Genomic DNA, 12,231 nt, shown 5'->3' on the forward strand with positions numbered 1-12,231 from the left:
ATTCGGGTACGTGCTGTTACCCGTTCCACCGGAAACCAACCGGCCGGTATGGTCGGACTGCTCTGACCGGACCGGGAGGGACAGTCCACCATGCCGACGCCCGTGACACCCGGCGGCACGGCCGCGACCTCTGCCGGCTCCACTGAGCCGTGGTTCGTCGCGGTAGAGGTGCTCGTGCGCCCGGGCGCCGCCCGTCCCGAGTTCGGGGCGGGGGAGCGGCTGGACGCCTTCGGGGTGGCACAGCTGGAATCCGCGCGGTCGCGGGGCCTGCGCACGGCGGTCCTGGCGCGGCACCGCGCCTGCTACGGCGAGGAGCTGGACGGGCTGGTCGACCGGTGGATCGAGTGCGACACCCAGGACGTGTCCGCGGTCGTGGCCGCGACCCGTGGCCTGGACGGCGAGATCCTCGTGCTGACCAGTTCCGTCGACGGGTTCACCGGCTCGGCCGCCGGCGCCGCCCGGGCGCTCGGCCTGCGCGGTCCGACGCCTGGGTCGCCCGCACTGGCCGACGATCGGCGGGCGCTGCACGGTGCGCTCGCCGCGACCGGCCTGGCCCATGTCGCCTGGGCGGAGATCTCCGCCGGTGCCGACCGGCCCGGATCGCCCCTCGGCTACCCCTGCGTGGTCCAGCCGGTGGACGGCGGCGCCGGCTGGGACGTCGGCCTGGTCTCCGACGACCGGGAACTCCAGGAGCTGGCGGCCCGGCATGTCGCGCGGCCGGACTACGGCCGGGGGCTGCGACCCCGGCACCGGCTGGTCGCCGAGGAGTACGTCCCCGGTCCGCGCTACGGCGCCGACGGCTTCGTCGACGCCGGCCGGCCCGTCGTCCTGGCTTGGTCGGACACCATCACCACGCCGCCGCCGCACGTCGCCGACCTGGTCCGCACGGCCACGGCCCGGCCGCCGACCGAGGAAGCCGCCGGCTGGGTCCGCGACTGGCTCGCGGCCGTCGGGTACGACTTCGGCCCGTTCCACCTCGAGTTCGTGCTGGGTCCGGCCGGTCCGCGACTGCTGGTGCTGAACCCGACGCCGGCGGGCGGCGGTGCCCACCACTGCGTGGACCTGGTGAGCGGCGTCGACACCGCGGACGCCACCGTGGGGCGGCTCCTGGGGGAGCCCGCCAGGGAGCCGGCGGGGGCCGTGGTGGCCAGTACGCAGATGCACTTCAGCGCACAGGAGGTCGGCCGGGTGCGGGCGGTCTCGGGCGTCCGTGAGGTCGGTGGGATCCCCGGCCTGGTCGCGGCCGAGGTCTTCGCCGACCTCGGCGAGGTGACCGGGCCGGCCGGTTCCGGCCGGGAGCGCCTCGGGCACGTGGTGACCGTCGGGCAGACGCCGGAGCAGGCGCGGCGTCGAGCTGTTGCCGCGCTCGATGCGATCGTCGTGGTCGTCGACGAGCTGGAGACCGCCCTTCCTGCGTGGGGATGTGGCGGCAGCACGTGCGCGGCGGGTCGCTGCCCTCGGCCGTGCTGCGGCCTCCCGGGCCGGGCCCAGGGGTCCGCTGACGGGTCGGTGGCCCGGCGGGAGCCGCTGCTCCAGCGCTGCGTGCCGCGCCGGTAGCCGGCCCGGCCGGGTGCTGATCACCCGGGAGCGCCGGTCGGGCCACCACAACGTGTCGGCCGCACGTATGTCGACCTGGTCGGGTGTGCTCGCTCCCCATGATCGGCGCCTGGACCGTCGCCTGATCGCATGGTGATCGATCCGTGATCTTCCGAGGGGCCGAGGTCGGATGATCTGCCCCTAGAGTCTCGGCACATGTGCGCCAGATCACTCACCGGTCGCCCGGACGTCCCGGGCCTCCCAGCCGGTCCGGGTCGGGGCATGCCCGGGACCGGCGCGGGGGCCCGTGCACGGCGCTCGTGGCCGCCGTCCGACCGAGCGCCCGCGGTCCCGTGAGGGCCCGCTCCGCCACCCGCACCAGGCTCGCCCCCGCGCCGTCCGCCGGCGCAGAAAGGAAGTGCAGTCCGTGCTGAGCATCGATGCGCTCCACGTGACCTACGGCGGCGCCGTCCAGGCCGTGCGGGGGGTGTCCATGGAAGTCCCCGACGGCAAGGTCGTCGCCGTGCTCGGCAGCAACGGCGCCGGCAAGACGACCCTGCTGCGCACCATCTCCGGCACCCTGCGGCTGCACCGCGGCAAGGTGGACGCCGGGACCGTGCGTTTCGACGGAACCGATCTCGTCGGCCGGGACGCGGCCCAGGCCGTCCGGCTCGGCCTCGTGCAGGTGCCGGAGGGCCGGCGGATCTTCGGCCGCCTCACGGTGGAGGAGAACCTGCGGGCCGGCGGGATGGGCAACAAGGACAAGACGGCCAAGGCCAAGGCCCAGGACCGGGTCTACGACATGTTCCCCGTCCTCAAGGAGCGGAGCTCGCAGCGCGGCGCGCTGCTGTCCGGCGGCGAGCAGCAGATGCTCGCCATCGGCCGGGCGCTGATGGCCAGCCCCAAACTGCTTCTCCTCGACGAGCCGTCACTCGGGCTGGCGCCGCGCATCATCGGCCAGATCGGCGAGGTCATCGCCGAGATCAACCGGCAGGGGACCTCGGTCCTGCTCGTCGAGCAGAACGCGACCATGGCGCTCGGGGTGGCCGACCTGGCCTACGTGCTCGACGTCGGGGAGGTGTCCCTCTCCGGGGACGCCCGGGAGCTCGCCCGGACCGACGAGGTCCAGCGGCTGTACCTGGGCCACGACGGCGGCGACGCCGGCGAGCAGCGGGTGCGCGTGGCGTCGGGCAAGAAGCTCTCCCGGTGGACGGCATGAGCGCCACGCGGGCCGCCGAGTCCGGGACCCGGTCGGACATCCCGCCCGTCGAGGTGGTCGGTGTCAGCGTCCGGTTCGGTGCGATCACGGCGCTGTCGGAGGTCTCGTTCACCGTCGTCCCCGGCACGATCCACGCGATCATCGGGCCCAACGGTGCCGGGAAGTCGACGATGTTCAACGTCCTGTCGGGGGTCTACAAGGCCGCCGAGGGCGAGGTCAGGTTCGGCGACGCGCGGCTGGACCGCATGCGGCCGTACCAGATCGCCGGCATCGGGGTCGCGCGTGCGTTCCAGAACATCGCGCTGTCGGGCACCCAGTCGGTGGCCGAGAACCTGATGCTCGGCCGCCACCACCTGACCAAGGCGGGCTTCGTCGCCGCCGGCCTGCGCCTCCCGCGGGCAACGCGGGAGGGCAGGCGCCACGGCGAGCGGGTGGCCGAGATCGCCGACTTCCTCGATCTCGGCGACAAGCTGCACACGCCCGTCGGTGTGCTGTCCTACGGCGACCAGAAGCGGGTGGAGGTGGCGCGGGCGCTGTGCACCGAGCCGCGGCTGCTGCTCCTGGACGAGCCGGTGGCCGGCATGAACGCCGAGGAGACCGACCGCATGGCCGCCGCCATCCTCGAGATCCGGTCGGCGCTCGGGATCTCGGTCGTCCTGGTCGAGCACGACATGGGGATGGTCATGTCACTGGCCGACCGGGTCACCGTCCTCGACTTCGGCCGCCGGATCGCCGACGGCACCCCGGCGCAGGTGCAGACCGACCCCGAGGTGATCCGCGCCTACCTGGGCTCCGGTGACGAGGACAGCCCCTCCGAAGCCGCGGCCCACCACCACCCCTCCGACACACCTGGGGCGACCTCGTGACCCAGTTCCTCTCCCTGCTGCTCAACGGGCTGTCCCTCGGCGCCCTCTACGCGCTCATCGCCCTCGGCTTCGTGATCATCTTCAAGGCGAGCGAGGTGGTGAGCTTCACCCACGGCTCGCTGCTGCTGCTGGGCGCCTACTCCATCGCCCGGCTCTCGGACTCGATCGGGTTCCTGCCGGCCGTCCTGGTGGGCATCCTGATCACGGCGGCCGCGGCGTTCGTTATCGAGCGCCTGATCATCAACCGGCTCCGCGGTGCGGCGGTGATCAGCCTGGCCATCGTCACCATCGGCGTCGACATCATCCTGCTCACCGAACTCATCCGCCGGCTCGGCTCGGACATCCTCAACGTGCCGCACCCGTGGGGCGGGGAGTCGTTCCGGGTCGGCAGCGTCGGGCTCAGCCAGAACCGGCTGATCGCGTTCCTCGTGGCGGCGGTCCTCATCGCGCTGTTCTTCGTGGCCTTCAAGTACTCCAGCTGGGGCATCGCGATGCGGGCGTCGGCGGAGGACGGCGAGACGGCGGCGCTGATGGGCATCCGGCAGGGCCGGGTCTCCGCTCTGGCATGGGTGGTCGCCGGTGTGCTCGCCGCGGTCGCGGCCCTGTTCCTCGTCGGTTCCCCCACCCCGGGCGTCACGCCCACGGCGTACGCCGTCGCGCTCCGGGCGTTCCCGGCCGCGATCCTCGGCGGTCTCGACTCGACCGGGGGTGCGCTGGCGGGGGGCCTGCTGATCGGCATCGCCGAGGCCATGGCGGCCGGCTACCAGGATCAGCTGCTGTTCCTCGGCCGCGGATTCAGCGCCGTCGTCCCCTTCATCGTGATGATCGCCGTCCTGATGTTCCGCCCCTCCGGTTTGTTCGGGACGAAGGAGCTGACCCGTGTCTGAGTCGACCGTCATCGCCGACTCCGGGGCGCAGCGCTCAGGGGTCAGCGCCCCGGCGCCGGCCGGCCGCGGGCGTTCCATCCTGCGTCCACTGCTGCTGGTCGCGCTGCTGGTGGTGCTGCTCGCGCTGCCGCTGTACGTCGAGGAGTTCTGGCTGCGCACCGGCTTCGCGGTATTCGGCGCAGCCGTTGGGGCGATCGGGCTGAACCTGCTGGTCGGCAACGCCGGGCAGCTGTCGCTCGCCCACGCCTTCTTCCTCGCCGTGGGCGCGGTCAGCTACGTGTACGTCTCCGGCGAGCCGGGTGGCCTCGGGGTCGCCGAACTGGACGGTCTGGGGCTGCCGCCCATCGTCGGGATGGTGGTGGGCGTCCTCCTGGCGGGTCTGGCCGGTCTGATCTTCAGTCCCCTGGCAGCGCGACTGCGCGGCATCTACCTCGGTGTCGCGTCGCTGGCGCTGGTCTTCATCGGCATCCACGTGCTCAACGCCTGGACCCCGGTCACCGGCGGGTTCAACGGCCGCGCGGCGCCGAATTTCGAGCTGTTCGGCTTCACCTTCGGCAACCGCGACCCGGAGCTCTACGTCCTGGGCGTGCCGTTCCGGGAGGCCGAACGGCTGTGGTACCTCGGCCTCGTCCTGGCGCTGCTGGCCTACTGGTACGCCCGCAACCTGCTGCGCAGCCGGCCCGGCCGGGCGCTGCAGACCCTGCGGGACAGCGAGGTCGCCGCCTCGGTCATGGGCGTCAACGTCCAGCGCTACAAGGCCCGGATCTTCCTGGTGAGCTCCATGTACGCCGGGCTCGCCGGCGTGATGTACGCGCTGTCCATCGGGAGCATCGCGCCGGAGTCCTTCGGGCTCGAGCTGTCGATCCTCTACCTCGCCATGATCGTGCTCGGCGGCCTGGGGTCGGTGAACGGTGCGGTGCTCGGCGCGCTGTTCGTCAGCGCCCTTCCGCTGGTCTTCCAGCGGTACGCCGACCTCATCCCCTTCGTCGGCGACCGCGGTGAGGGCGGGCTGGCGGCGGGTGAGGCGGCCCGCTTCCTCTTCGGCCTGGCCATCGTCCTGGTCATCCTCTTCGAGCCGGCCGGCCTCGCCGGCATCGCCAACCGCATCACCGGCCGGGTGCGGCGCCGTCCGGGAGGACGGGTCACCGAGCACCCGCCCGACTCATCCAGCCAGTCCAACGCCCCCGTTCCGTCCGACAAACCAGCCCAAGGGAGCACCACGTGAGACTCAGCAAGCGTTCGACCGGCGCCACGATGCTGGCCGCCACCTTCGTCATGGCCGCCTCCGGTTGCAGCACCAAGGCGCCGGAGAGCTCCGGCGGGGGTGGCGGTGGCGATGCTGCCGCCGGCGACGTCGCGACCGACGTCGGCATCGAGGGCGAGACGATCAACCTGGGGGTGCTCACCGATCTGACCGGCGTCTTCGCCGCGCTGGGCAACGACATCACCAACGCCAACCAGCTGTTCTGGGAGAACAACCAGGTCTGCGACACGTACGACGTCTCCCTCGACATCCAGGACACCGGGTACGTCCCGCAGCAGGGCGTCCAGCTCTACAGCGGGATGCAGGACAGCATCCTGGCCATGCAGCAGACGATCGGCTCACCCATCAACACGGCCCTGGCCCCGGAGTACGAGTCGGACCAGATCGTCAACTTCCCCTCGGCGTGGTCGAAGACGCTCACCGAGATCCCGGGAACGGGTGTCGTCGGTGCGACGTACGACGTGGAGATCGCCAACGGCTACGACTACCTGTTCCGGGAAGGCCTCCTCCAGGAGGGCGACACCGTCGGCCACATCTACTTCGAGGGTGAATACGGGGCCAACGGCCTGGCCGGCACCGAGGCCGTCGCCGCGGCGAAGGGCCTCGAGGTCATCCCGGCCCAGATCAAGGCGACCGACCAGGACATGAGTGCGCAGATCACCCAGTTCAAGGCGGCCGGTGTCGACCTGATCGCCCTGACCGTGGCCCCGGGGCAGACGGCCTCGGTCGCCACCGTGGCGGCAGCACAGGGGCTCGACGTCCCGATCCTGGGCAGCAACCCCGTCTTCGCCCCGGGACTCCTGGACGGGCCGGCGGCCGAGTGGCTGAAGACGCACCTGTACGTCGCCTCGCCGGTGTCGTCGTTCGACGCGCACCCGGAGCTCCTCGAGCAGTACCAGGAGGCCTACCCCGACGCGACGCCCAGCCTGGGCGTGGTCGTGGGCTTCGGCATGAGCGAGATGATGAAGCAGGTGCTCGACGCGGCCTGCGAGAACGGTGACCTCACCCGTGAGGGCGTGCTGAACGCCTTCAGCGAGCTCGAGCAGGTCGAGACCGGCGGCCTCGTCGTCCCGATCCGTGGCTTCGAGCTCGGCAAGTCGCCCAGCCTGGAGAGCTTCATCCTCCAGCCGGCCGACGTGCCCGGCGGTGCCACGGTCCTGGAGGACTCCTTCGAGGGCGAGTTCGCCGCGGACATCGCCGGCTGATCTCCCGCCACCGGCAGCGCCCCCTCCCCCCGGGGAGGGGGCGCTGTCGTGTTCCGGCCCCTACAGCCGCCCGGCGCGGGCGACCGGAAGCAGGCGCACCGCGAGGACGGCGGTGAGGACGGCGGCCACGGCGAGCGGCAGCGTCGCCGACGTCGCCCGGGCGGCCACCGCGGTGACGAAGGGCGCGGCGAACCCGACGTAGGCGCAGGCGAGGAACAGCGACGTCAGGGCGCCGAGACGGGCCGGGGCGGCCAGCCGGGCGGTCAGGGCCAGGCCCGCCGCGAGGCACAGCCCGCCGCCGGCACCCAGCAGGGGAGCGGCGGCGACCAGCCACGGTAGTGACCCCGTGGCCGCGAACGCCGCTGCGGACCCGAACCCGAGCGTGCCGAGCGCGGTGCCGAGGACGGCGGTCCACGGCCCCAGCCGGCGTTGCAGCCCGGCGACCGCCGTGCCCGCTCCGAGCGTCACCCCCGCGAGCACGCCGGTGACCGCGACCCCGGCGGCGGGCAGCTCGACCAGCAGGGGAACCGCGGAGATGATCGTGGACGGGAACGCGTAGACGCAGACCGCGACCGGGGCGAGCACCGTCGCCACCAGCAGACCGTCCCCGGGACGGATCAGCGGCGACGCCGGCGGTCCGCCTGTCCCGGTCGGGCGGTCGTGCTGCAGGTCGACCGTCTCGGGCAGCCGCAGGGCGAAGGCGAGGCCCACGGCGACGAGCACGGTGTGCACCAGGTAGGGCAGCACCGTCGGCGCCGGGGCGTACTGGCCGAGCAGGCCGCCGGTGAGCGGGCCGAGCGAGAACCCGGCGGTCATGGCGAAGGCGGCCCGCCGGCCACCGGCGCCTTCGCCGGATGCCAGCGAGAGCTCACCCACCCATGCGCTGCCCACGCTGAAGACGACGCCGCTGACCACCCCCTGCAGGAAGCGGGCGGCGAACAGCAGGGTCAGCGAGTCGCCGGCCGCGGCGAAGGCGAGGGAGGCCAGAGCCGACAGCACGATGCCGGGGATCGCCACCCGCCGGCGGCCCAGCCGGTCCGACAGCGGCCCGGCCACCAGCAGGGCGGGGACGAGGCCGGCCGCGTAGCAGCCGAACAGCGCCGTGAGCACCTCGGCGGAGAGGTCCAGCCGTTCCTGGTAGACCAGCAGCAGCGGGGCCGGGACGTTGGTGCCCGCCGCGACGGCGAAGAGCGCGAAGACGGCCCGCTTCCAGATCACCCGGCGACCCTACGGCCCACCGACCTGCGTCGCGGTCGGCACGCACGAGGGCCCGGAATGCCGGAGCGGACCTCGCTGGGTCAGGAGTCGCCCCGCCTCTGCTTGCGTTCGAGCGCCCACCCACTGACGGCGCACTCCAGCAGGACCACGGCCGCTCCGGAGAACCATGCGAGGTGGAGGCGGAAGCGGATGACGCACATCGCCACGGCCACGGCGATGAAGCCGCCGAGTTGGAAGTGCCAGGGCCTCATCTGCGGGACTCCTACTTGCGACGCGTGAAGTAGGCGATGGCCATGGAGATGGCCACGGCCACGAAGACGATGAAGAAGATGGTCATGCCGACCGGACCCACAGGTCAGGTGCCCGGCGCTGCGGCGAGCACGTCCTTCGCGGCCGTGGCATGGACGTTGTCCGGCATGCTGTGGATCTTGCTGGGCGACAAGGCCTGACGCACCTGCTGGCCCCGGATCGCTCGATCCAGCGACAGGACTGCGCGCGCGGGGTCGCTACCCAGGGGCGGAGGCCGTCGGGTCCGCCGCGGTGGTCCACCTGGGGCGGAAGGTGGACGTCTCACGGGCTGCCGCTGCCCTCTGGTGACGGGTCCGGCGACGTCGCCCCGAGCGGCCCGCTCTGGGACGCCTCCCGACGAGCACCGACCGTGGCTACTGCCCGGCACGGTCCTCCTCCTGCAGCCACCGCTTCACCGTGTCGCTCGCTTCCCGCAAGCCAACCCCCGTGCGCTCGCGCAGCACCTTGATGGCTCGTATCCGGTCCCGATCGGAGCCTCTGGTGGCGACGGACAGCACCTCCGGGCGCACCTCCTCCATCGGCCCTCGCGGACGCTTCGCATCGCGCGCCTTCAATCTGTGCGCGAGCAGGAAGAGGACCAGCCCGCAGGCCAGGAGAACGATGGCGACTCCGCTGGCTGTCACGGGGTCATGGTGCCCGCCGCGCCATACTGCGTGCTGCGCCGGCCATCCGCGGCGTTGAGCCGGACGCGATGCATGTGCGCATCTTTCGGCTCTGTCGAGTAGGTCGCTTCGACGTCCGCGTCGAAGACCTCGGCTACCACAGAAGCCCAGGTCAGGAGGGGGTGGGTGCGCCATCAGGGACTCGAACCCCGAACCCGCTGATTAAGAGCCGGTATTGGACGCCATTCCCCGTCCATTCCGGGCGATGCATCGTCGCTGCTCAGGGGGCTGTTACGCGTCACTGACCTGCGGTAACGTCGGCGACGAGGTGGTGACGGGAATGTTGGTTACAATTGATCGACGTCGGCTGAAAATGGCAAGAAACGGCTGTGCTGCGGACTCCCTGCGGACAGTTGCAATTGCTCGCCGCGCTGTTGGTCGCGTTCGACAGGCGGCGTCGGGCGCCTGCGGCAGCGTCATGGGGGCCTGACGGTGGTCAGCATCGCCCGCCGGCCCAACGGGCAGTGGCGGCCCCGCTACCGCGACGCGGCGGGCAAGGAGCACGCGCGGCACTTCGACAAAAAGGCCGACGCGCAGGCGTGGCTGGACTCGGTCACCACCTCGGTGCTCACCGGCGCCTACGTCGACCCCAAGCGGACCCGGGTCACCGTCGCCGAGTGGGCCGGCCAGTGGCTGGACAGCAAGGTCGACCTCAAGCCGACGACCCACCGCTGCTACGAGGTCTCGCTGCGGGTGCACATCCTGCCGACCTGGGGCCCGGTGCGGCTCGGCGACATCACCCACCAGGGGGTCGCCGCCTGGGTGGCCCAGCTCTCGCGCTCGGGCAAGAGCGCCTCGACCGTGCGCCATGCCCACCGGGTGCTGTCGCTGATCCTGGGCCTGGCGGTGCGCGACGGCCGGCTGGCCCGCAACCCGGCGGTCGGCGTGCCGCTGCCGCGCAGGGTGCGCGGCGAGCAAATCTTCCTCACCTACGCGCAGGTCGACGACCTGGCCGCGGCCGCTGGCCGGGACCGGCTGGCCATCCTGTTCCTGGCCTACACCGGCGTGCGCTACGGCGAGATGGCGGCCCTGCGGGTGCGCAACCTCAACCTGCTGCGCCGACGAGCGCTGATCGCCGAGGCGGTCGCCGACGTCAACGGCCGCGCGGTCTTCGGCACGCCGAAGACCCATCAGCGCCGGCAGGTGCCCATTCCGCGGTTCCTGGCCGAGGAGCTCGCCGTCCACGTCGCGGACAAGCTGCCCGGCGACTTCGTCTTCGCCGCGGAGAAGGGTGGCGTGCTGCACCTGCGCAACTTCCGCCGGATGAGCTTCGACCCCGCCGTCCGCGCCGCCGGCCTGGACGGGCTCACGCCGCACGCGCTGCGGCACACGGCTGCCTCGCTGGCCATCGCCAGCGGCGCGAACGTCAAGGTGGTGCAGACCATGCTCGGCCACCAGTCGGCGACGATGACCCTGGACCTGTACGGCCATCTGCTGAACGACCAGCTCGACGAGGTCGCCGACGCGATGGACGCGGCGCGCGCCGCCGAGGCGTCGGCGCGTCGCCCGGCAGCGACCGTGGCGGCGCTGCCCACCGGTCGCTCGGCCGGCGGCCCGGTGGGATGACCCGGCCAGCGGGCGGTCGTGTGGAGCCGTGGCTGGGCCGCTTCCCACCCCCGGGCAGGATGCCGGCCGTCTTGGTCGCCGGAAGGGCGCTGGCGCGTCGCTGCGCGATGGGCCTGCGGCCCACCCTTCCCCCGACCTGCGCCGGCCGGCGGGAGGCGGGTTGTGGGATGCGGCCAGGAGTGTGGGACGCCACCGGGGTCCGAAAGGAAGGTCGGCCCCGGGCCCTGCTCGAACCGGTCGGGACACACCGCGGAGCGGGACGCCGACTGCGCCGTCCAGGAGATCTGTGGACGACGACGAGCCGTCCCCAGCTGTGGGGACGAAGCGGTCCGGCGACACCGCGACCGCCCACTGTCACCGCCATGACACGTGCACCGCGCCACGACCGGCTCCGCGCTGCCGCCCCGGCGAGGCGGCAGACCGGCCGGTCCGGAATGCGGTGGTGTCCGCCCGACCCGAGAGGACACTCGATGAACGACGCAACCAGCAGCGTGCGCGACGGGACCACCCGCGGCCCGCGGATGACACCGGCCCAGGCTCGGGAACTGGCCGCCGCGGCCGGCGACCTGTACCACCGGCTCCGCGAAGCTGATCTGGCACGCGACGCCGACCCCGACCCGGCTCGGCGGCGTGCCGGCTGGCGGCTGGACGTCGCCGTCGGAGGTCTGCACAGCGCCGCCGAGGAGCTGCTGGACACCGCCGACGAGCTCATCCGCCTGGCCGCCCGGCGGACCGACGCCTGTCCGGTGCCGTGGGGCGCCTGCCCTGAGCACGGCGCGACGCTGCGGTCCACCGCGGGGCGCTGCTGGTGTAGCGCCCCCGGCTGCCTCCGCCGGTGGTTCCACGACCGACTCGGCGAGCCGTGCGCCGAGCCGATTACCGGCTCTTCACGATCGAGGGTGTAGTCGCGGCCTGAACCCGCCGGTCTCGAGCAGGCTTCGGGCGATGTAGTTGGTGAGGTTGCGGAAGCCGAGAGCGGAGCCTCGGAGGTGCTCGAGTCGTCCGTTGATCGCCTCGGTCGGTCCGTTGGAGGTACCGGGCCGGTCGAAGTAGGCCAGCACGTCGGCAGCGCGCTTGGTCAGCGTGCGCCCCAGCGTGATGAGTTCGGTCAGCGCGGCCGGGATGCCGCGGCCGAGCGCATCGATCAGGTTGCTCATCAGCCGTCGGCCCTTCGCCCGGTCGGGCTCGCGGTAGGCGCCGATCATCCGCTGATAGATGCCCCAGGTGGCCTCGACCTGCACGTGCTCGTCGGCGGCGAACAGCGCGGTCAGCCGCTGGCGCTGCTTGTCGGTGAGCAGGTCGGAGCCGGTGTGCAGAGTTCGCCGAGCGCGGTAGAGGGGGTCATCCTTGCGGCCGCGGTGCCCGTGCAGGTCCTGCTGCACCCGGCGCCGGCAGCGGTCCAGGGCATCGCCGGCCAGGCGGACCACGTGGAAGGGGTCCATGACCGCGACCGCCTCGGGCAGTTCCTCGGCCGTGGCGGTCTTGAAGCCGGTGAACCC

Annotated in this window: 13 protein-coding genes; 9 read left to right on the plus strand and 4 right to left on the minus strand. The window is 72.5% G+C overall.

Annotated features, from left to right (window positions below; translation table 11 throughout):
* Nucleotides 1-90 precede the first annotated feature (90 nt).
* From QOZ86_RS17445 to QOZ86_RS17470, 6 genes are all read left to right on the plus strand, one after another.
* Nucleotides 91-1,557 carry an ATP-grasp domain-containing protein gene (locus QOZ86_RS17445; RefSeq protein ID WP_284493244.1) on the plus strand — a complete coding sequence of 489 codons (1,467 nt, stop codon included), beginning with the start codon at nucleotides 91-93 and terminating at the stop codon, nucleotides 1,555-1,557.
* A gap of 406 nt (nucleotides 1,558-1,963) precedes the next feature.
* A complete protein-coding gene (locus tag QOZ86_RS17450) occupies nucleotides 1,964-2,755 on the plus strand; it encodes an ABC transporter ATP-binding protein (RefSeq protein ID WP_284493245.1) in 792 nt (263 codons plus the stop codon).
* On the plus strand, nucleotides 2,752-3,621 hold the full coding sequence (locus QOZ86_RS17455) for an ABC transporter ATP-binding protein (protein WP_284493246.1): 870 nt from the start codon (nucleotides 2,752-2,754) through the stop codon (nucleotides 3,619-3,621). The genes QOZ86_RS17450 and QOZ86_RS17455 overlap by 4 nt, the downstream gene beginning before the upstream one ends.
* The gene (locus QOZ86_RS17460; RefSeq protein WP_284493247.1) at nucleotides 3,618-4,508 is read left to right on the plus strand and encodes a branched-chain amino acid ABC transporter permease; all 891 of its coding nucleotides are present in this window, start codon (nucleotides 3,618-3,620) and stop codon (nucleotides 4,506-4,508) included. The genes QOZ86_RS17455 and QOZ86_RS17460 overlap by 4 nt, the downstream gene beginning before the upstream one ends.
* Nucleotides 4,501-5,733 carry a branched-chain amino acid ABC transporter permease gene (locus tag QOZ86_RS17465; RefSeq protein ID WP_284493248.1) on the plus strand — a complete coding sequence of 411 codons (1,233 nt, stop codon included), beginning with the start codon at nucleotides 4,501-4,503 and terminating at the stop codon, nucleotides 5,731-5,733. Before QOZ86_RS17460 ends, QOZ86_RS17465 begins: the two co-directional genes overlap by 8 nt.
* Nucleotides 5,730-6,977, plus strand: a complete 1,248-nt coding sequence (locus tag QOZ86_RS17470) for an ABC transporter substrate-binding protein (RefSeq protein ID WP_284493249.1) — start codon at nucleotides 5,730-5,732, stop codon at nucleotides 6,975-6,977. Before QOZ86_RS17465 ends, QOZ86_RS17470 begins: the two co-directional genes overlap by 4 nt.
* 60 nt (nucleotides 6,978-7,037) lie before the next feature.
* Here the strand turns inward: QOZ86_RS17470 and QOZ86_RS17475 are convergent, their stop codons facing one another.
* Entirely contained in the window at nucleotides 7,038-8,195 is a 1,158-nt protein-coding gene (locus tag QOZ86_RS17475; protein WP_284493250.1) for an MFS transporter, read from the minus strand.
* Nucleotides 8,196-8,275: 80 nt separating this feature from the next.
* Nucleotides 8,276-8,446 (minus strand): hypothetical protein, encoded by a 171-nt coding sequence (locus QOZ86_RS17480; protein ID WP_284493251.1) that lies wholly within the window; start codon nucleotides 8,444-8,446, stop codon nucleotides 8,276-8,278.
* 42 nt (nucleotides 8,447-8,488) lie between these two features.
* Here QOZ86_RS17480 and QOZ86_RS17485 point away from each other — a divergent pair, with 42 nt between their 5' ends.
* The gene (locus QOZ86_RS17485) at nucleotides 8,489-8,644 is read left to right on the plus strand and encodes a hypothetical protein (RefSeq protein WP_284493252.1); all 156 of its coding nucleotides are present in this window, start codon (nucleotides 8,489-8,491) and stop codon (nucleotides 8,642-8,644) included.
* A 213-nt stretch (nucleotides 8,645-8,857) separates the two neighbouring features.
* Here the strand turns inward: QOZ86_RS17485 and QOZ86_RS17490 are convergent, their stop codons facing one another.
* Complete coding sequence (locus QOZ86_RS17490) at nucleotides 8,858-9,127, minus strand: hypothetical protein (RefSeq protein WP_284493253.1); 270 nt, start codon at nucleotides 9,125-9,127, stop codon at nucleotides 8,858-8,860.
* Nucleotides 9,128-9,598: 471 nt separating this feature from the next.
* Here QOZ86_RS17490 and QOZ86_RS17495 point away from each other — a divergent pair, with 471 nt between their 5' ends.
* Nucleotides 9,599-10,732: a tyrosine-type recombinase/integrase gene (locus QOZ86_RS17495; RefSeq protein WP_284493254.1), complete on the plus strand. Its 1,134-nt coding sequence runs from the start codon at nucleotides 9,599-9,601 to the stop codon at nucleotides 10,730-10,732.
* 470 nt (nucleotides 10,733-11,202) lie between these two features.
* Entirely contained in the window at nucleotides 11,203-11,637 is a 435-nt protein-coding gene (locus QOZ86_RS17500) for a hypothetical protein (RefSeq protein ID WP_284493255.1), read from the plus strand.
* On the opposite strand, the gene QOZ86_RS17505 is transcribed toward QOZ86_RS17500, so the two are convergent.
* On the minus strand, nucleotides 11,620-12,231 hold a 612-nt coding region (locus QOZ86_RS17505; RefSeq protein ID WP_284493256.1), incomplete at its 5' end, for an ISL3 family transposase. The two genes, QOZ86_RS17500 and QOZ86_RS17505, sit on opposite strands and share 18 nt — an antisense overlap.

It is taken from the genome of Blastococcus capsensis (genome assembly GCF_030165005.1).
Classification (GTDB): Bacteria; Actinomycetota; Actinomycetes; order Mycobacteriales; family Geodermatophilaceae; genus Blastococcus; species Blastococcus capsensis.